A 17521-nucleotide genomic window follows, 5' to 3' on the forward strand; every position below is an offset into this window, starting at 1 on the left:
GCGATGCGCGCACAACTTCCCGGCGCCGAAGCGGACGGCACCGTTCACCTCGGCGACGCCCCCGAGCCCGTCCCCGCCGCCGACGAGGCCCTGGTCGCGGTGGAGGCGTACTCCGTCAACCGGGGCGAGACCTTCCAGCTCGACGGGCAGCTGGACCGCCGGTGGCCCGGCTGGCGGCCCGGCAAGGACGTCGCCGGCACCGTCGTACGGGCGGCGGCCGACGGCACCGGTCCGGCCGCCGGGACCCGCGTCGTCGCCCACCCGCCCGCGTACGGCTGGGCCGAGCGCGTCGCGGTCCCGACGCACAGCATCGCCGCGCTTCCCGACAGCGTCGACGCGGTGACGGCGGCGGCCCTCCCCCTCGCCGGGATCACCGCGCTGCGCCTGCTGCGCGCGGCCGGCCCGGTGGCGGGGCGGCGTGTCCTGCTCACGGGGGCGAGCGGGGGCGTCGGCCACTACGTCACCGAGCTGGCGGCGTCCTCGGGCGCGGCGGTGACGGCGGTCAGCGCGACCCGGGAGCGCGGGGCGCGGCTGCTGGAGCTGGGTGCCGAGGCCGTGGTGACGGCGCCGCAGGACGCGGAGGGCCCGTACGACGTGGTGCTGGAGTCGGTGGGCGGCGACTCGCTGCCGGCCGCTCTGGCCCGGCTGGCACCGGGCGGCCTGCTGGTCTGGTTCGGCCAGGCGAGCCGCACCCCGGTCACGCTGGACTTCTTCGCCTTCTTCGAGGGCCCCGCCGAGGCCCGTGTCGCCCACTTCGACTACACCCGCGCGGACACGACGTACGCCGATGAACTCGGCACTCTCGTACGGCTGGTGGCGAGCGGACGCCTGCACCCGGAGATCGGCTCGGTCCGCGACTGGTCCCGCACGGCGGACGTCGTCACGGACCTCCGGGCGCGCCGGGTGCGGGGGAACGCGGTCCTTACGGTGGGATGAGCAACCGGGACGGTGTACGGCGATGAGTCCGTCCCGTCCGGGGAGTCAACCCTCGCGTCGCCACCCATCACCGGGAGAAGAGCACCCATGACTCAGTTGCTGAAGGTCCAGAACTTCACCGTGTCCGCCGACGGCGTCGCCTGCGGGGAGAACCAGACCCTGGAGCGGCCCTTCGGCCATGTCGACCCGGGGCAGATGTTCTCCTGGGCCGGGGCGACGGCGAGCTGGCCGAACCGGACCGACCCGGGCGGCAGCCGGGGCCTGGACGACTACATGACGCGGGACTTCTCGCACAACATCGGCGCCGAGATCATGGGGCGCAACAAGTTCGGTCCGCAGCGCGGGCCGTGGGAGGACCACGAGTGGCAGGGCTGGTGGGGCGACGAGCCGCCGTTCCACACACCGGTGTTCGTCCTGACGCACCACCCGCGCCCCTCCTTCACGCTGTCCGACACCACGTTCCACTTCGTGTCCGGCGAGCCCGCCGAGGTGCTGGCGCAGGCCCGGGAGGCCGCGCAGGGCAAGGACGTCCGGCTCGGCGGCGGGGTGTCGACCGTCCGGGAGTTCCTGGACGCCGGTCTGGTCGACACCCTGCACGTGGCGGTGTCCCCGGTGACGTTCGGGACGGGCCTGCGGCTCTGGGACTCGCCGGACGACCTGCGCGACCGCTTCCACCTGGACGTCGTGCCGAGCCCGAGCGGGGTCACGCACCACCTGTTCTGGCGGAAGTAGGCCCGTGAGCCCTCAGTGGTAGGCGTGCACCACGGCGTGGCCCTTGCCGCGTCCGATCATCCAGCGGTTGACCGGTGTGGTGACGACGAAGGCGAGGGCCAGCGAGCCGGCGAGCGCGCCCCAGAAGAGCGGATCGGACAGGCCCGCGTCCATGGCCCCGGGGATGGTGACCATGACGGTGTTGTCGATGAGCTCCATGACCGCGATCGACAGCGTGTCGGCGGCCAGCGCCACCTTCAGCGCCTGCCGCAGGGGCACGTCCGCCTTCAGGACCCCGCGCATGGTCAGCGCGTAGCCGAAGACGAAGGCCAGGGCGATGGAGAGGGCCACGGTCGCACCGTTGTGCAGGCCGGCCGCGGTGCCGATCACCATGCCGAGGATCTCGCCGATCGCGCAGCCGGTGAGGCAGTGCAGGGTGGCCTGCGCCGCCATCCGCCAGGTGGCGTGACCGTGATGGTGATGGTGGGCGTGGTCCATCGCGTTTCCCTCCCTCGGGTAGCACGGGACGGGTTTCCCGTACCCACCACCTCAACCGTATACCCCCCTGGGGTATTCCGCGAGAGGGTTGCGAGACGGGTTGCGGGCGTACGTTGCATGATCATGCGAGATGATGCATAATCTTCCTATGTCCAAGGTCCTCACCTCCCTGCCCACCGGCGAACGCGTCGGCATCGCCTTCTCGGGCGGCCTCGACACCTCGGTCGCGGTCGCGTGGATGCGCGACAAGGGTGCCGTCCCGTGCACCTACACCGCCGACATCGGCCAGTACGACGAGCCCGACATCGCCTCGGTCCCGGGCCGCGCCAAGACGTACGGCGCCGAGCTCGCCCGCCTGGTCGACTGCCGCGCCGCCCTCGTCGAGGAGGGCCTGGCCGCGCTGACCTGCGGGGCGTTCCACATCCGCTCGGGCGGCCGGGCGTACTTCAACACGACGCCGCTGGGCCGCGCGGTCACCGGCACGCTCCTGGTCCGGGCGATGCTGGAGGACGACGTCCAGATCTGGGGCGACGGCTCCACGTTCAAGGGCAACGACATCGAGCGGTTCTACCGCTACGGCCTGCTGGCCAACCCGCACCTGCGCATCTACAAGCCCTGGCTGGACGCGGAGTTCGTGACGGAGCTCGGCGGCCGCAAGGAGATGTCGGAGTGGCTGGTCGCCCACGGCCTGCCCTACCGGGACAGCACCGAGAAGGCGTACTCCACGGACGCCAACATCTGGGGCGCCACCCACGAGGCCAAGACGCTGGAGCACCTGAACACCGGTGTAGAGACCGTCGAGCCGATCATGGGCGTGCGGTTCTGGGACCCGTCGGTCGAGATCGAGACCGAGGACGTCACGATCGGCTTCGACCAGGGCCGCCCGGTCACGATCAACGGCGAGAAGTTCGAGACGGCCGTCGACCTGGTCCTGAAGGCCAACGCCATCGGCGGCCGCCACGGCCTGGGCATGTCCGACCAGATCGAGAACCGGATCATCGAGGCCAAGAGCCGGGGCATCTACGAGGCGCCGGGCATGGCCCTGCTGCACGCCGCGTACGAGCGCCTGGTCAACGCGATCCACAACGAGGACACCCTCGCCCAGTACCACAACGAGGGCCGCCGCCTCGGCCGGCTGATGTACGAGGGCCGCTGGCTGGACCCGCAGGCGCTGATGGTCCGCGAGTCGATCCAGCGCTGGGTCGGTACGGCCGTCACCGGCGAGGTCACCCTGCGGCTGCGGCGCGGCGAGGACTACTCGATCCTCGACACCACGGGCCCGGCCTTCAGCTACCACCCGGACAAGCTGTCCATGGAGCGCACCGAGGACTCCGCCTTCGGCCCGGTCGACCGCATCGGCCAGCTCACCATGCGGAACCTGGACATCGCGGACTCCCGCGCCAAGCTGGAGCAGTACGCGGGCCTCGGCATGATCGGCACCGCGAACCCGGCCATCGGCGCGGCCCAGGCCGCCGCCACCGGCCTGATCGGCCAGCTCCCCGAGGGCGGCGCCGAGGCCATCGCCTCGCGCGGCGAGGTCTCGGACCAGGACGAGATGCTGGACCGCGCGGCGATGGAGGCCGGCACGGACTGACCGTCCCCGCTGCGCGACAGGGCCGGCCGGACACCTGCGAGGGTGACCGGCCGGCTCTTCTGCGTACGGCGGGAGTGCGCGGAGCCACGGTCAGGGGCGCCCCGCCGGTTCGAGGGTGTGCGCGGGCCCGCCCTCGGCGGGGGCCGCCACGGCCGGGGCGTCCTCCGTGAGGCCGTAGCTCGCCCTGACCGCCCGCTTCTCCTTCCACAGGTGGAAGACGGCGATCCCGAGGATGGCCGTGCCGACCGCGTTGGCCACGAAGTGCCACCAGATGCGGTACGTGGCCAGCGCCGGGCCGGGCTCGATGGCGCCGAACCAGGTCGACAGGCCGATGGCCCGGCTCGCGCCGAGCGCGACGGAGGCGGTCAGCACGATGTGCTCCAGGCCGTGGATGCCCTGCATCCAGACGCCCATCCGGGCCCACTTGCGGGACTTCAGCTGCCCGGCGACCCGGTGCGTGATCTGCACGATGCCGACCAGCCCGGCGAGGAAGATGAAGTTCCCGATCAGATGCAGGATCTCCATCCCGAGCGACGGCTTGCTCGGGTCGATCTGTCCGAACCCGCGGGAGAAGCTGTTGCCCCACGGCGTCATCCACGCCGGGTCGTAGGGGTGCGCGATCCAGTACGCGGCCTGGGCCACGTGCTCCTGGAAATGGCCGATCTGGCCGATGACACCGATCCCGATGAGCGCCACGGCGACCTTGTACACCCACGGCCGCACCGGCCGCCTGTTGCCGACCGCGAGCACGGCGACGGCGGCCCACATCGCGACGGCCCAGCCGACGAACAGGACGGCGCCCAGGGTGTCCACCGTCGACGCGGTGGACTCCATCCCGGGCATGCCCGTCATTCCTGGCATTCCTGAGTGATCCATACGAGGTCCCTTCGAGAAACACACACGTATCGAAGAGACTGCTGGCAAACCGCCCTTTTCCGCTTCTTCCGGATTGCTGAACCGGCACCGAAACGAATCGGGGCCGGATGCCCCGAAGCGCACCCGGCCCGCATCACCGCAGGTCACCAGGGCCGTGCGTGCATCTCCCTGACGAGGCCGCCCGCACCGCTCACATCGACGTAGTCACCGGCCGACACCGCGCTGCCCGTGGTGGACCAGCCGCCGAAGCTCCACCGCCAGTCCCCGTCGAGGGTCGCGGTGACCGTCGCCCTCAGCGCGCCCGTGGAGCTGGACCGCACGGTCTTCACGGTCTCGTACGAGGTGGTGCCCTTGGGCCGGAACTGGAGCTGGACGGACGCGTCCGCCACCCCGGTGTACGTGTGCTTCACCCAGTCCGCCCGCTTCAGCGTGCCGGTCACGGTGATCGGCTTGCCCTTCGCCACCGGCTCGGGCGCGGCGTTGACGGTGGCCTTGGCGTAACGGCGGACCTGGACCCGGCCGGACGTGCCCACGTGCTTCTCGGACTTGATGGCGTTGTCGTTGCCGAAGAGCACGACTCCGTAGCCGACCGTCCATGCGGTCGCGTCGCCGTTCGAGTCCAGGTCGTAGCGAGGATCGACGGACATGATGCCCGCACACTGCGCGGTCCTCACCGCCACCTCGTAGCAGCCGTATTCGCTCGGATAGATGCCGCCGCTGCTCGCCCCCTTGACGGCCGTGGTCCCGTGATACAGGTACGGCCCGGCGTTCCAGGTGTAGGGGTCAGCGGCGCTGTAACCGGCGGGAAGGTTGACCCGGTACGAGACCGGCACCCTCTTCACCTCCGCGGTACCCACCACGATGGGCTTGCCCCCGTTGACGACGATCTCCGTCACCGTGCCACTGGTGTCGGCGGCCGTCGCCGTCGGTGCCGTGAGCGCCGAGAGGGCCAGAGCCCCCGCGAGCGCGGCCACGGCGCCGGTTCTGCCTGATTTCATGCGCACCTCTTCCATCCGCAGGGAAAGACGGGGCGCGCAGGCTACCAGCACCCCGTAACCGCCCCCGCACCGGTGCGCCCTCTCCCCCACGTGACCGAGCCCACCCCCCGCTCCCGTGGAACTCCCGCGACAATGAACACGTGATCACTTCACCCGCACGGAGCCCGCGACGCGCCGAGCACGCGGCGACGCCGTACGTCGACCTCTCCCGGGCGGAGTGGAGCGCGCTGCGCGACAAGACGCCGCTGCCGCTGACCGCCGAGGAGGTGGAGCGGCTGCGCGGGCTCGGCGACGTCATCGACCTGGACGAGGTGCGGGACGTCTACCTCCCCCTCTCGCGGTTGCTGAACCTGTACGTCCAGGCCACCTCCGGGCTGCGCGGCGCGCTCAACACCTTCCTCGGCGACGCGGGCAACGGGCAGGGCGCGCAGCGCGGCACCCCGTTCGTCATAGGCGTCGCGGGCAGTGTCGCCGTGGGCAAGTCCACCACCGCGCGCATCCTCCAGGCGCTGCTGGCCCGCTGGCCGGAGCACCCCCGGGTCGAGCTGGTCACCACGGACGGCTTCCTGCTGCCGATGAAGGAGCTCCAGGCGCGCGGCCTGATGTCCCGCAAGGGCTTCCCGGAGTCGTACGACCGGCGTGCCCTCACCCGTTTCGTCGCCGACATCAAGGCGGGCAAGGACGAGGTCACCGCCCCGGTCTACTCCCACCTGATCTACGACATCGTCCCCGGCGAACGCCTCACCGTGCGCCGCCCGGACATCCTGATCGTGGAGGGGCTGAACGTCCTCCAGCCCGCCCTGCCCGGCAAGGACGGCCGCACCAGGGTCGGGCTCGCCGACTACTTCGACTTCAGCGTGTACGTGGACGCCAGGCCGGAGGACATCGAGACCTGGTACCTCAGCCGCTTCCGGAAGCTGCGCGAGACGGCGTTCCAGGACCCGTCCTCGTACTTCCGCAAGTACACCCAGGTCTCCGAGGCCGAGGCGATGGAGTACGCGGCCACCATGTGGCGCACCATCAACCGGCCGAATCTCGTGGAGAACGTGGCGCCGACCCGCGGACGTGCCACGCTGGTGCTCCGCAAGGGGCCCGACCACAAGGTCCAGCGGCTGTCCCTGCGCAAGCTCTGAACTCCGGAAGGGTTGCTCCGTGCTGCATCTGCGCCTGCTCGTCCCCGCCGACCGCACGGACGAGGTGACGGGCCTGCTGGAGCGGACCGTCGGCACCGCGCACCTCGCGGTGCTGCCGGGCGTCTCGCGCGACCCGGTGGGCGACGTGGTGCTGTGCGACGTGGCGCGCGAGGCCGGCGACGAGCTGATCGCCGAGCTGCGCCGGATCGGACTCGACGAGTTCGGGGCGATCACCGTCGAGAACATGGACCTGACGCTCTCCGCGCGCGCCGACCGGGCGGAGGAGGAGGCGCCGGGCGAGGGGTCGGACGCGGTGCTCTGGGAGGAGCTGGTCGAGGCCACGCACGACGACTCGACGTTCAGCGCCACCTACGTCGCGTTCCTCGCGGTGGCGACGATGCTCGCCGCCTGCGGGGTGATGCTCGACAACGCGATCCTGATCGTGGGCGCGATGGCGGTGGGCCCCGAGTTCGGGCCGCTCGCCGGGATCTCGACGGCGCTGGTGCAGCGCGCCCCGCGCCTGGTGGGGCGCTCGCTGATCGCGCTGATCGGCGGGTTCGCCGCGGCGATGCTGCTGACGGTGGGCTTCGCCTGGCTGATGGACGTCTTCGGGCTGTTCAACGAGGACATGATCGAGGCGGACCGGCCCAACACCGCGTTCGTCTGGCAGCCGGACTGGATGTCGTTCGTCGTGGCGTTCCTCGCCGGCATCGCCGGGACGCTCTCGCTGACCTCGGCGAAGTCCGGCGCGCTCATCGGGGTCGCCATCTCGGTGACCACCGTGCCCGCGGCCGCCAACGCGGCGGTGGCCTTCAGCTACCGGGACTACGGCCAGATGACGGGGTCCGTCCAGCAGCTGCTGGCGAACCTCGGCGGGATCGTGGCGGCGGGCACGCTGACGCTGCTGGCGCAGAAGGCGCTGTGGCGGACGACCCGCCGTCACCAGCGGGCCCACCAGCGCGCCCACACGAAGCCCACGGCACCGACGCGCTGAAAACAGCCACGGGAGGGGCGGGCGCACCGCGCACCCGCCCCCGGGAGCGTCAGCCCAGGGCCGACTTCACGACGTCCGCGAGCCGGCTCGCCACCGTGCGGGCCTGCTCGATGTCCGCCGCCTCGACCATGACCCGCACCAGCGGCTCCGTGCCCGAGGGGCGCAGCAGCACGCGGCCGGTGGCGCCCAGCTCGCGCTCGGCCTCCGCGACGGCGGCGGACACCTCCTGCGAGGTGTGCACGCGGGACTTGTCGACGTCCGGGACGTTGACCAGGACCTGCGGCAGGCGCTCCATGATCCCGGCCAGTTCGGCGAGCGAGCGGCCCGTCGCGGCGACCCGGGCCGCGAGCATCAGGCCGGTCAGGGTGCCGTCGCCGGTCGTGGCGTGGTCCAGGACGATGACGTGGCCGGACTGCTCGCCGCCCAGCGCGTAGCCCTCGGCCTTCATGGACTCCAGGACGTAGCGGTCGCCGACGGCCGTCTGGACGAGCTGGATGCCCTCGCGCTCCATGGCCAGCTTGAAGCCGAGGTTCGACATCACGGTGCCGACCACGGTGTCGCGGCGCAGCTGTCCGGCCTCGCGCATGGCGAGGGCCAGCACGGCGAGGATCTGGTCGCCGTCGACCTCCTCGCCCGCCGCGTCCACGGCCAGGCAGCGGTCGGCGTCGCCGTCGTGCGCGATGCCCAGGTCCGCGCCGTGCTCCACGACGGCGGCGCGCAGCAGCGCGAGGTGCGTGGAGCCGCAGCCGTCGTTGATGTTCAGCCCGTCCGGCTGAGCGCCGATCGTGACGACCTCGGCCCCGGCACGGGCGAACGCCTCGGGCGAGACGCGGGCGGCGGCGCCGTGCGCCTCGTCCAGGACGACCTTCAGGCCGTCGAGGCGGTTCGGGAGGACGCCGATGAGGTGGGCGACGTACCGGTCGAAGCCCTCCGCGTAGTCCGTGACGCGGCCGACGCCGGCCCCGGTCGGGCGGGTCCACGGCTCTCCGGTGCGGTGCTGCTCGTACACCGTCTCGATGCGGTCCTCCAGCTCGTCGGCGAGCTTGTGGCCGCCCCGGGCGAAGAACTTGACACCGTTGTCCGGCATGGCGTTGTGGCTGGCGGAGAGCATGACCCCGATGTCGGCGCCGAGTGCGCCGGTCAGGTAGGCCACGGCCGGGGTCGGCAGCACGCCGACGCGCAGGACGTCGACGCCCGCGCTGGCCAGGCCGGCCACCACGGCGGCCTCCAGGAACTCTCCGGAGGCGCGCGGGTCGCGGCCCACCACGGCCGTCGGCCGATGGCCCTCGAAGGTGCCCGCCTCGGCCAGTACGTGTGCCGCGGCCACCGAGAGGCCGAGCGCGAGCTCGGCCGTCAGGTCCGCATTGGCGACACCGCGCACGCCGTCCGTGCCGAAGAGTCGTCCCACTGGTGTCCTCCGAAAGTGCTCCGAAACGCAAAAGATCAGATCATGCAACCAACAAGCCTATGAACGCCTTATGTCGTTATATGCCCGAGGATGTCGATAAACGAACGCCCCGGCAGCACGAGAGGTGCCGCCGGGGCGAACGGTAACGCGGATGAGCAGGCGGTTTAGCGCTTGCTGTACTGCGGGGCCTTGCGGGCCTTCTTGAGACCGGCCTTCTTGCGCTCGACCGCACGGTCGTCGCGGGAGAGGAAGCCGGCCTTCTTCAGGGTCGCGCGGTTGTTGTCCACGTCCGCCTCGTTCAGCGCGCGGGCCACGCCCAGGCGCAGGGCGCCGGCCTGACCCGAGACGCCGCCACCCGCGATGCGGGCGATGACGTCGTAACGGCCGTCGAGCTCGAGCACCTTGAAGGGCTCGTTGACTTCCTGCTGGTGCACCTTGTTCGGGAAGTAGCTCTCGAGGGTGCGACCGTTGATCTTCCACTTGCCGGTGCCCGGAACGATCCGGACGCGGGCGATCGCGTTCTTGCGACGGCCCAGGCCGGCGGCGGGCTGCGGGTCGCCGAAGCGGCCGGCGAGCGACTCGGAGGTGTACTCACCCTCGACGGGGACCTCGGACTCGAAGGTGGTCACCTCGGCGAAGGTCTCCTCGCCCTCGGTGCCCTCGACGGTGTCAACAGTGGTCTCGGCCACGATTCTCCTCAGATCTTTCTTTATGTCTTTGGGGGGAGGCCGGGACTACTGCGCGACCTGGGTGATCTCGTACGGAACCGGCTGCTGCGCAGCGTGCGGGTGCTGGTCACCCGCGTAGACCTTCAGCTTCGAGATCATCTGGCGGCCCAGGGAGTTCTTGGGGATCATGCCCTTGATGGCCTTCTCGACGGCCTTCTCGGGGTTGTTCGCGAGGAGGTCGTCGTAGCGCACGGAGCGCAGACCACCCGGGAACCCGGAGTGGCGGTACGCCATCTTCTGGGTCCTCTTGTTGCCGGACAGGTGAACCTTGTCGGCGTTGATGATGATGACGAAGTCGCCCATGTCCATGTGGGGGGCGTAAATCGCCTTGTGCTTGCCTCGCAGGAGGTTCGCAGCCGTGGTGGCGAGACGGCCCAGGACGACGTCCTGCGCGTCAATGATGTGCCACTGACGGGTCACATCGCCGGGCTTGGGGCTGTACGTACGCACTTCGTAGCCTTCGCTTCTTCAGTGGATGGGGTCCAGACACACGACACCTCTGAAGCGATCATGCAGCTGGGGCACACAATGCCGGGACGACGCCCGTATGCGAGCCACTGGTAACTGCTCCAGAGAACTTACGCAGGGACTCGGCGCGTCACGAGGACGCAGCCCATGCGTATAACAAACGTCGACACTACCCGTCCGGCCCCGGACGGGTCAAAACGCGCCCCCTACCGCGCCCGCTCGACCCGTCGCTCGTCCCACACCGGCTCCGTGGTCTCGCGGACGACCCCGTCCGAGCCGAAGACCAGATAGCGGTCGAAGCTCTTCGCGAACCACCGGTCGTGCGTCACCGCGAGCACGGTGCCCTCGTACGCCTCCAGACCGTCCTGCAGCGCCTCCGCCGACTCCAGGTCCAGGTTGTCCGTCGGCTCGTCCAGGAGCAGAGCGGTCGTGCCGGACAGCTCCAGGAGCAGGATCTGGAACCGGGCCTGCTGCCCGCCGGACAGCTTCTCGAACGCCTGGTCCCCCTGCCGCTCCAGCTCGTAGCGGCGCAGCACGGACATCGCGCCGCCCCGGTCCTTCGCGTGCTCGGTCCAGAGGATGTCGACCAGTGTGCGGCCCAGCAGCTCCGGGTGCGCGTGGGTCTGCGCGAAGTGCCCGGGGACCACCCGCGCACCGAGCTTCCACTCCCCCGTGTGCGCGACGGGCTCGCCCGCGAGCAGCCGCAGGAAGTGCGACTTGCCGGACCCGTTGGAGCCGAGGACCGCGACCCGTTCCCCGTAGAAGACCTCCAGGTCGAACGGCTTCATCAGGCCGGTCAGCTCCAGGCCCTCGCAGGTCACCGCGCGCACCCCGGTCCGGCCGCCGCGCAGCCGCATCCGGATGTCCTGCTCACGCGGCGGCTCCGGCGGCGGTCCCGCCTCCTCGAACTTCCGGAACCGGGTCTGCATCGCGTGGTAGCGGCTGGCCATGTCGGGGCTGATCGCCGCCTGCTGGCGCAGCCGGTGCACGAGCGCCTTCAGCCGCTTGTGCTCCTCCTCCCAGCGCCGCAGCAGCTCCTCGAAGCGGGCGAACCGCTCCTTGCGGGCCTGGTGGTACGTGTCGAAGCCGCCGCCGTGCACCCATACGTCGCTGCCGGCCGGGCCGGGCTCCACGCTGACGATCTTCTGCGCGGCGCGGGACAACAGCTCCCGGTCGTGCGACACGAAGAGCACCGTCTTGCGGGTCTCCCTCAGCCGCTCCTCCAGCCACCGCTTGCCGGGGACGTCGAGGTAGTTGTCCGGCTCGTCCAGGAGCAGCACCTCGTCGGGGCCCCGCAGCAGCGCCTCCAGGACCAGCCGCTTCTGCTCACCGCCGGACAGCGTGCGCACCTCGCGCCACTGCGCCTTCTCGTACGGGACGCCCAGCGCGGCCATGGTGCACATGTCCCAGACCGTCTCGGCCTCGTAGCCGCGCGCCTCCGCCCAGTCGCTCAGCGCCTGCGCGTACGCCATCTGCGCGGCCTCGTCGTCCACGGTGAGGATGCGCTCCTCGGCCCGGTCCACGGCGAGCGCGGCCTCCCGGATGCGGGGTTGCGCGACGGAGACCAGCAGGTCACGGACGGTGCGCTCGTCGCGGACCGAGCCCACGAACTGGCGCATCACGCCGAGCCCGCCGCTCACCGACACCGAACCGCCGTGCGGCTGGAGCTCCCCGGCGAGCAGCCGCAGCAACGTGGTCTTCCCGGCGCCGTTCGCCCCCACGAGGGCGACGACGGCACCGTCGGCCACCCGGAACGAGGCATCGCCGAGCAGCACCCGCCCGTCCGGAAGGTAGTACTCAAGGTGGCCCGCTTCGAGATGTCCCATGCAGAGCATTGTCACGGGCACCGCGGGGTTGGCCCAACCGGATTACGTGGCGTCTAGGCCCTGTCGTCACATTCCCGTCTGCCGGGCGACGCCATGCACGCACTCTCGCCGCACCGGCCCGCCCCTGCGGGCGGACGACGGGAATGTGACGACAGGGCCTAGGATGCGCGGCATGAGCTTTGGGGACGGGGGGCCCTCCGAGGGGCCCGGGAACGGCGGCACTCCCGACTGGGAGGCCCTGGCCGACGCCTCCGCGGCCCGCGCCAGGCGCAAGAAGTGGCTGCTGATCGGCGGTGGCGCCCTCGCCACGGCGGCCGTCGCCGCGGCCGTGGCGACGGCGGTGATCTCCGCGAACGGCTCCGGCTCCGGGGACCGGGCCGGGAAGCACGCGAGCGAGCTGCCCACGGCGGACGAGCTGCCCACCGAGATCCCCGCGCCCGAGCCGTCCTTCTCGTCCGTGGCACCCCCGCCCCCTCCGGACCCCCGGGACTACATAGCCGACGTGAAGAAGGACCGGCTACCGGTCGACGTCGACGCCTTCTTCCCCGACGACCAGCTGACCGCCGGAGGCCGTACGTACGCCAGGGGCGCCACCCACCGCACCGGGCAGTGCGCGGCGACCACCCAGGGCGCGCTGGGCGCGATCCTCACCGCCAACGGCTGCGACCAGGTCATCCGGGCGACGTACAGCAGGGACGGCGTGGCGGTCACGGTCGGCATCGCGGTCTTCGACACGGAGGCCCAGGCGAAGCGGACCGCGCGGCTGGCGACCGGCGGGCTGGCCTCGCTGAGCGGGTCGGGCGTCCCGGTCTTCTGCCGCGACGGCGTGATCTGCCGCCGCACGGCGAATTCGTACGGCCGGTACGCGTACTTCACGGTCGGCGGCTTCACGGACGGCCGCGACGCCACCAAGGCCGACAAGGACGTGTACGCGACCGGCGACGCCCTGACGGACTACACCTTCGGACGCATCCGCCACCGCGGCGAGGTCCAGGCCTCGGCCGCCGCCGACATCACGACGACCTAGGGTCTTTCCTTTGGATCAGGCTGGATCAGGGAGCGGGGCGTGCCACGCCCCGCGAGCCCAGCATGATCCAAAGGAAGGGCCCTAGCAGCAACCCGTCCCCGGCAGCGTCCGCACATTCCGCGCCTCCACCGCACGCGCCGCCAGCAGCTCGTCCGCCGGATACGCGACCTCCTCCAGGGTCAGCCCGTGCGGCCGCACCACGTGCACCCCGGGGTCGCGCACCCCGGCGGCCAGCACCTCGGCCGGCCACGGGTCGGGGCGCCGCCCGTCGCCGACGAAGAGCATCGCCCCGACGAGGGCGCGCACCATGTTGTGGCAGAAGGCGTCCGCCTGCACGGTGCCGGTGATGATCCCGGTCTCCGCGTCGCGCACCCAGTGCAGCTTCTGGAGCGTCCGGATGGTCGTCGCGCCCTCGCGCTTCTTGCAGTACGCCGCGAAGTCGTGCTCCCCGGTCATCCGCGCCGCCGCCGCGTTCATCGCGGCCACGTCCAGCGGCCGGTCGTGCCAGAGCACATGGCCCCGGACGAGGGGGTCGACGCCGCCGGGGCGATCGGCGACGCGGTACGCGTACCGGCGCCACAGGGCGGAGAACCGGGCGTTGAACCCCGGCGGCGCCTCCGCGATCCGCCAGACCCGCACGTCGGGGGCCATCCGCCCGGCGAGCCGCCTCAGCAGCTTCTCGGCGTGCTCGGCCCACACCTCTTCCGGCAGGTCGACATGGGCGACCTGGCCCCGGGCGTGCACCCCGGCGTCGGTGCGGCCGGCCACCGTCAGGTCGTACGTGCGCGAGGAGCGGGTCACGGTCCGCAGCGCATCCTCGATCTCGCCCTGGACCGTCCGCCGCGCGGTCTGCTTCGCCCAGCCCGAGAAGTCCTTGCCGTCATAGGCCAGGTCCAGCCGTACCCGTACGGAACCGGGCTCCACCTCGTCACTCACCAGCGCATCCTCTCAAGATCCCGCACAGCCGAACGGGCCCGCACCGCCCCGGAGGGTGATGCGGACCCGTTCAGTGGTTCCGGAACGCTCAGGCGTCCTGCGCGTCCTCGACGGACTCGACCGGGGTCTCGTCCTTCTTGGCCGCGTCTTCCTTGACCGCACGCTTGGTGGCGGCCTCGGCCTCACCGGTGGCCTGCTGGGCCACGGTCAGCGCCTCGACCAGCTCGATGACGGCCATCGGGGCGTTGTCACCACGACGGTTGCCGATCTTGGTGATGCGGGTGTAACCACCGGGGCGGTTCTCGTAGCGCGGGGCGATCTCGGTGAAGAGCGTGTGGACGACGCCCTTGTCCGTGATCGACTCCAGCACCAGGCGACGGTTGTGGATGTCGCCCTTCTTCGCCTTGGTGATGAAACGCTCCGCGACCGGACGCAGGCGGCGGGCCTTGGCCTCGGTCGTGGTGATGCGGCCGTGCTCGAACAGCGACTTCGCGAGGTTGTTGAGAAGAAGCTTCTCGTGCGCGGCGCTGCCGCCCAGACGGGCACCCTTGGCGGGCTTCGGCATGGGTTTCTCCTTGTGTGCTGCACCGGCCGTATCAGGTACCGGTGTCAGTTCCCACACGACGGTCGTCGCGCGGAAGTGTGTGACCGCGGCGGGCGTTCAAGCCCGTCCGGCGATTGAGGACAAAAGCCCTCGCCCGGACCGGGGCACCCAAGAACGGGCACCCCAGCCGGGAGACGTACTAGTACTGCTCGGTCTCCACGAACCCGGCGTCCGCGTCGTCATCGGCGCCGAAGGCGTCGGCGGCGGCGGTCGGGTCGAAGCCGGGAGGCGAGTCCTTGAGCGCCAGGCCCATACCGGCCAGCTTCGCCTTGACCTCGTCGATCGACTTCGCACCGAAGTTGCGGATGTCGAGCAGGTCCGCCTCGGAGCGGGCCACCAGCTCGCCCACCGAGTGGATGCCCTCGCGCTTCAGGCAGTTGTACGAGCGGACCGTGAGCTCCAGCTCCTCGATCGGCAGCGCCAGGTCCGCCGCGAGCGCGGCGTCCGTCGGCGACGGGCCCATGTCGATGCCCTCGGCGTCGATGTTGAGCTCGCGCGCCAGACCGAACAGCTCGACCAGGGTCTTACCGGCCGAAGCCATCGCGTCACGCGGACGCATGGCCTGCTTGGTCTCGACGTCGACGATCAGCTTGTCGAAGTCGGTGCGCTGCTCGACACGGGTCGCCTCGACCTTGTACGTGACCTTGAGCACCGGCGAGTAGATGGAGTCGACCGGGATGCGGCCGATCTCCTGGCCCACCTGCTTGTTCTGGACGGCGGAGACGTAGCCGCGACCGCGCTCGACGGTCAGCTCCATCTCCAGCTTGCCCTTGCCGTTCAGCGTGGCGAGGACCAGGTCCGGGTTGTGCACCTCGACACCGGCCGGCGGCGCGATGTCCGCGGCGGTGACCAAGCCGGGGCCCTGCTTGCGCAGGTACATCACGACCGGCTCGTCGTGCTCCGAGGAGACGACCAGCTGCTTGATGTTGAGGATGAGGTCGGTCACGTCCTCCTTGACGCCCGGCACGGTGGTGAACTCGTGCAGGACACCGTCGATGCGGATGCTGGTGACAGCGGCACCCGGAATCGAGGAGAGGAGCGTGCGGCGCAGGGAGTTGCCGAGCGTGTAGCCGAAGCCCGGCTCCAGCGGCTCGATGACGAACCGCGAACGGAATTCGTCGACGACCTCTTCGGTCAGCGACGGACGCTGAGCGATAAGCATGCTGTGATCCTTCAGTCGGGGGCACCCACTATTTGATGCCCGACAGATGTAACAAGGGTACGGGCGGTACGCCTCCGAAGAGGTGTACCGCCCGGACCCGGCGCTACTGGCGCACGGCCGTCACCGGCCGTGACGACTCAGACGCGGCGACGCTTCGGCGGACGGCAGCCGTTGTGCGGCGTCGGGGTGACGTCCTGGATCGAACCGACCTCGAGGCCCGTGGCCTGGAGGGAGCGGATCGCGGTCTCGCGGCCGGAGCCCGGACCCTTCACGAAGACGTCGACCTTGCGCATGCCGTGCTCCTGCGCGCGGCGGGCGGCCGACTCGGCGGCCATCTGCGCGGCGAAGGGGGTGGACTTGCGCGAGCCCTTGAAGCCGACGTGGCCGGCGGAGGCCCAGGAGATCACGTTGCCCGTGGGGTCCGTGATCGAGACGATCGTGTTGTTGAACGTGCTCTTGATGTGCGCGTGGCCGTGAGCGACGTTCTTCTTTTCCTTGCGACGCACCTTCTTGGCTGCGCCCTGACGACCCTTGGGGGGCATGTCTTGACTCCAGATGGAGAGGGGAGGTGATCGGTCCTACAGCGAAGACCGCTGGTTGCTGCGGAGGCCGGATGTGCCGGTCGCCCGCAGTGCGTCCGCTGAGGACTACTTCTTGCCGGGCTTCTTCTTGCCGGCGATCGCGCGACGCGGACCCTTGCGGGTACGGGCGTTGGTGCTGGTGCGCTGGCCGTGGACCGGCAGACCGCGGCGGTGACGGAGACCCTGGTAGCAGCCGATCTCGACCTTGCGGCGGATGTCGGCCTGGATCTCGCGGCGGAGGTCACCCTCGGTGCGGAGGTTGGCGTCCACGTACTCGCGGATCTTGACCAGGTCCTCTTCGGCCAGGTCGCGAACGCGGGTGTTCGGGTTCACGCCGGAGGCGGCGAGGATCTCCTTGGACCGGGTGCGCCCGATACCGAAGACGTAGGTGAGGGCAACCTCCACGCGCTTTTCGCGCGGGATGTCAACACCTGAAACGCGTGCCATTCAATGGCTCCAGTTGTTAAGTCGGGGGTCTTCCGCAGAACCACTCCCGACCGCCGACCCCTCGCTGGGAGAGGTGGTACGTCCGGGTCCCCGGCCCCCGCCGGAGGTGCCGTCAGCCGTGGCTTGGACGGATTCTGCGTATGTACGTGTTACGTGCGTCGCGCGAACTGCGAGATGCAGGGGGTCGTGCGTCAGCCCTGGCGCTGCTTGTGGCGCAGGTTGTCGCAGATGACCATGACCCGGCCGTGACGGCGGATCACCTTGCACTTGTCGCAGATCTTCTTGACGCTCGGCTTGACCTTCATGGGATGTCAGGTTCTCCGGGTCAGTGCCCACGCCCGCACGGAAGCGGACGGCGGCAAGATCTACTTGTAGCGGTAGACGATCCGGCCACGCGTCAGGTCGTACGGAGAGAGCTCCACGACGACCCGGTCATCCGGGAGGATGCGGATGTAGTGCATACGCATCTTGCCGCTGATGTGCGCGAGGACCTTGTGACCGTTCTGGAGCTCCACCTTGAACATGGCGTTCGGGAGGGACTCGATCACGGTGCCCTCAATTTCGATGGCACCTTGCTTCTTGGCCACGCTTCGC

The 17521-nt window shown here is 70.5% G+C and carries 20 protein-coding genes; 6 read left to right on the forward strand and 14 right to left on the reverse strand.

The window, feature by feature from the left end; translation table 11 throughout:
- Positions 1-3: 3 nt before the first annotated feature.
- Together AB0L33_RS07235 and AB0L33_RS07240 are read left to right on the forward strand one after the other, a co-directional pair.
- Complete coding sequence (locus AB0L33_RS07235; RefSeq protein ID WP_365678527.1) at positions 4-936, forward strand: zinc-binding dehydrogenase; 933 nt, start codon at positions 4-6, stop codon at positions 934-936.
- A gap of 87 nt (positions 937-1023) precedes the next feature.
- Positions 1024-1668 carry a dihydrofolate reductase family protein gene (locus AB0L33_RS07240; protein WP_365678529.1) on the forward strand — a complete coding sequence of 215 codons (645 nt, stop codon included), beginning with the start codon at positions 1024-1026 and terminating at the stop codon, positions 1666-1668.
- A gap of 12 nt (positions 1669-1680) precedes the next feature.
- Here AB0L33_RS07240 and AB0L33_RS07245 read toward each other — a convergent pair whose 3' ends face one another.
- Positions 1681-2145, reverse strand: coding sequence for a DUF4396 domain-containing protein (locus AB0L33_RS07245; protein ID WP_365678531.1), 465 nt, complete (start codon positions 2143-2145; stop codon positions 1681-1683).
- Between the two features lie 148 nt (positions 2146-2293).
- Here AB0L33_RS07245 and argG point away from each other — a divergent pair, with 148 nt between their 5' ends.
- Positions 2294-3739, forward strand: a complete 1446-nt coding sequence (gene argG / locus AB0L33_RS07250) for an argininosuccinate synthase (RefSeq protein WP_018101198.1) — start codon at positions 2294-2296, stop codon at positions 3737-3739.
- Positions 3740-3829: 90 nt separating this feature from the next.
- On the opposite strand, the gene AB0L33_RS07255 is transcribed toward argG, so the two are convergent.
- Complete coding sequence (locus tag AB0L33_RS07255; RefSeq protein ID WP_365678534.1) at positions 3830-4600, reverse strand: DUF6008 family protein; 771 nt, start codon at positions 4598-4600, stop codon at positions 3830-3832.
- Positions 4601-4758: 158 nt separating this feature from the next.
- The gene (locus tag AB0L33_RS07260) at positions 4759-5613 is read right to left on the reverse strand and encodes a hypothetical protein (protein WP_365678536.1); all 855 of its coding nucleotides are present in this window, start codon (positions 5611-5613) and stop codon (positions 4759-4761) included.
- Between the two features lie 140 nt (positions 5614-5753).
- Here AB0L33_RS07260 and coaA point away from each other — a divergent pair, with 140 nt between their 5' ends.
- Positions 5754-6746, forward strand: a complete 993-nt coding sequence (gene coaA / locus AB0L33_RS07265; RefSeq protein ID WP_365678538.1) for a type I pantothenate kinase — start codon at positions 5754-5756, stop codon at positions 6744-6746.
- A 19-nt stretch (positions 6747-6765) separates the two neighbouring features.
- The gene (locus AB0L33_RS07270) at positions 6766-7740 is read left to right on the forward strand and encodes a DUF389 domain-containing protein (RefSeq protein ID WP_365678540.1); all 975 of its coding nucleotides are present in this window, start codon (positions 6766-6768) and stop codon (positions 7738-7740) included.
- A 49-nt stretch (positions 7741-7789) separates the two neighbouring features.
- Here the strand turns inward: AB0L33_RS07270 and glmM are convergent, their stop codons facing one another.
- The 4 genes from glmM to AB0L33_RS07290 form a co-directional block, all read right to left on the reverse strand.
- The gene (glmM, locus tag AB0L33_RS07275; RefSeq protein ID WP_365678542.1) at positions 7790-9148 is read right to left on the reverse strand and encodes a phosphoglucosamine mutase; all 1359 of its coding nucleotides are present in this window, start codon (positions 9146-9148) and stop codon (positions 7790-7792) included.
- A 164-nt stretch (positions 9149-9312) separates the two neighbouring features.
- Entirely contained in the window at positions 9313-9837 is a 525-nt protein-coding gene (gene rpsI / locus AB0L33_RS07280; protein ID WP_361023621.1) for a 30S ribosomal protein S9, read from the reverse strand.
- Positions 9838-9882: 45 nt separating this feature from the next.
- Positions 9883-10326 carry a 50S ribosomal protein L13 gene (gene rplM / locus AB0L33_RS07285; RefSeq protein WP_018101206.1) on the reverse strand — a complete coding sequence of 148 codons (444 nt, stop codon included), beginning with the start codon at positions 10324-10326 and terminating at the stop codon, positions 9883-9885.
- Between the two features lie 224 nt (positions 10327-10550).
- Entirely contained in the window at positions 10551-12179 is a 1629-nt protein-coding gene (locus tag AB0L33_RS07290; protein ID WP_365678689.1) for an ATP-binding cassette domain-containing protein, read from the reverse strand.
- Positions 12180-12342: 163 nt separating this feature from the next.
- On the opposite strand from AB0L33_RS07290, the gene AB0L33_RS07295 reads away from it, so the two are divergent.
- Entirely contained in the window at positions 12343-13197 is an 855-nt protein-coding gene (locus AB0L33_RS07295; RefSeq protein ID WP_365678545.1) for a hypothetical protein, read from the forward strand.
- An 81-nt stretch (positions 13198-13278) separates the two neighbouring features.
- Here AB0L33_RS07295 and truA read toward each other — a convergent pair whose 3' ends face one another.
- The 7 genes from truA to infA all read right to left on the reverse strand — a co-directional run bounded on the left by truA (position 13279) and on the right by infA (position 17514).
- Complete coding sequence (gene truA, locus AB0L33_RS07300; RefSeq protein ID WP_365678547.1) at positions 13279-14133, reverse strand: tRNA pseudouridine(38-40) synthase TruA; 855 nt, start codon at positions 14131-14133, stop codon at positions 13279-13281.
- An 88-nt stretch (positions 14134-14221) separates the two neighbouring features.
- Positions 14222-14698 carry a 50S ribosomal protein L17 gene (rplQ, locus tag AB0L33_RS07305; RefSeq protein ID WP_365678549.1) on the reverse strand — a complete coding sequence of 159 codons (477 nt, stop codon included), beginning with the start codon at positions 14696-14698 and terminating at the stop codon, positions 14222-14224.
- A gap of 178 nt (positions 14699-14876) precedes the next feature.
- Entirely contained in the window at positions 14877-15899 is a 1023-nt protein-coding gene (locus AB0L33_RS07310) for a DNA-directed RNA polymerase subunit alpha (RefSeq protein WP_003966937.1), read from the reverse strand.
- A gap of 137 nt (positions 15900-16036) precedes the next feature.
- Positions 16037-16441 (reverse strand): 30S ribosomal protein S11, encoded by a 405-nt coding sequence (rpsK, locus tag AB0L33_RS07315; protein WP_003948617.1) that lies wholly within the window; start codon positions 16439-16441, stop codon positions 16037-16039.
- A 105-nt stretch (positions 16442-16546) separates the two neighbouring features.
- The gene (rpsM, locus tag AB0L33_RS07320; protein ID WP_018101211.1) at positions 16547-16927 is read right to left on the reverse strand and encodes a 30S ribosomal protein S13; all 381 of its coding nucleotides are present in this window, start codon (positions 16925-16927) and stop codon (positions 16547-16549) included.
- A gap of 191 nt (positions 16928-17118) precedes the next feature.
- Positions 17119-17232, reverse strand: a complete 114-nt coding sequence (rpmJ, locus tag AB0L33_RS07325) for a 50S ribosomal protein L36 (protein WP_003956441.1) — start codon at positions 17230-17232, stop codon at positions 17119-17121.
- Between the two features lie 60 nt (positions 17233-17292).
- A complete protein-coding gene (infA, locus tag AB0L33_RS07330; RefSeq protein WP_003956442.1) occupies positions 17293-17514 on the reverse strand; it encodes a translation initiation factor IF-1 in 222 nt (73 codons plus the stop codon).
- Between the last annotated feature and the right edge of the window lie 7 nt (positions 17515-17521).

Source organism: Streptomyces sp. NPDC052299, assembly GCF_040679335.1.
Lineage (GTDB): Bacteria > Actinomycetota > Actinomycetes > Streptomycetales > Streptomycetaceae > Streptomyces.

Coding starts and splice junctions, on each gene's coding strand:
- AB0L33_RS07235 (WP_365678527.1), top strand. CDS start 4: ATGCGCGCACAACTTCCCGGCGCCGAAGCGGACGGCACCGTTCACCTC.
- AB0L33_RS07240 (WP_365678529.1), top strand. CDS start 1,024: ATGACTCAGTTGCTGAAGGTCCAGAACTTCACCGTGTCCGCCGACGGC.
- AB0L33_RS07245 (WP_365678531.1), bottom strand. CDS start 2,145: ATGGACCACGCCCACCATCACCATCACGGTCACGCCACCTGGCGGATG.
- argG (WP_018101198.1), top strand. CDS start 2,294: ATGTCCAAGGTCCTCACCTCCCTGCCCACCGGCGAACGCGTCGGCATC.
- AB0L33_RS07255 (WP_365678534.1), bottom strand. CDS start 4,600: ATGCCAGGAATGACGGGCATGCCCGGGATGGAGTCCACCGCGTCGACG.
- AB0L33_RS07260 (WP_365678536.1), bottom strand. CDS start 5,613: ATGAAATCAGGCAGAACCGGCGCCGTGGCCGCGCTCGCGGGGGCTCTG.
- AB0L33_RS07290 (WP_365678689.1), bottom strand. CDS start 12,179: ATGCTCTGCATGGGACATCTCGAAGCGGGCCACCTTGAGTACTACCTT.
- AB0L33_RS07295 (WP_365678545.1), top strand. CDS start 12,343: ATGAGCTTTGGGGACGGGGGGCCCTCCGAGGGGCCCGGGAACGGCGGC.
- rplQ (WP_365678549.1), bottom strand. CDS start 14,698: ATGCCGAAGCCCGCCAAGGGTGCCCGTCTGGGCGGCAGCGCCGCGCAC.
- AB0L33_RS07310 (WP_003966937.1), bottom strand. CDS start 15,899: ATGCTTATCGCTCAGCGTCCGTCGCTGACCGAAGAGGTCGTCGACGAA.
- rpsK (WP_003948617.1), bottom strand. CDS start 16,441: ATGCCCCCCAAGGGTCGTCAGGGCGCAGCCAAGAAGGTGCGTCGCAAG.
- rpsM (WP_018101211.1), bottom strand. CDS start 16,927: ATGGCACGCGTTTCAGGTGTTGACATCCCGCGCGAAAAGCGCGTGGAG.
- rpmJ (WP_003956441.1), bottom strand. CDS start 17,232: ATGAAGGTCAAGCCGAGCGTCAAGAAGATCTGCGACAAGTGCAAGGTG.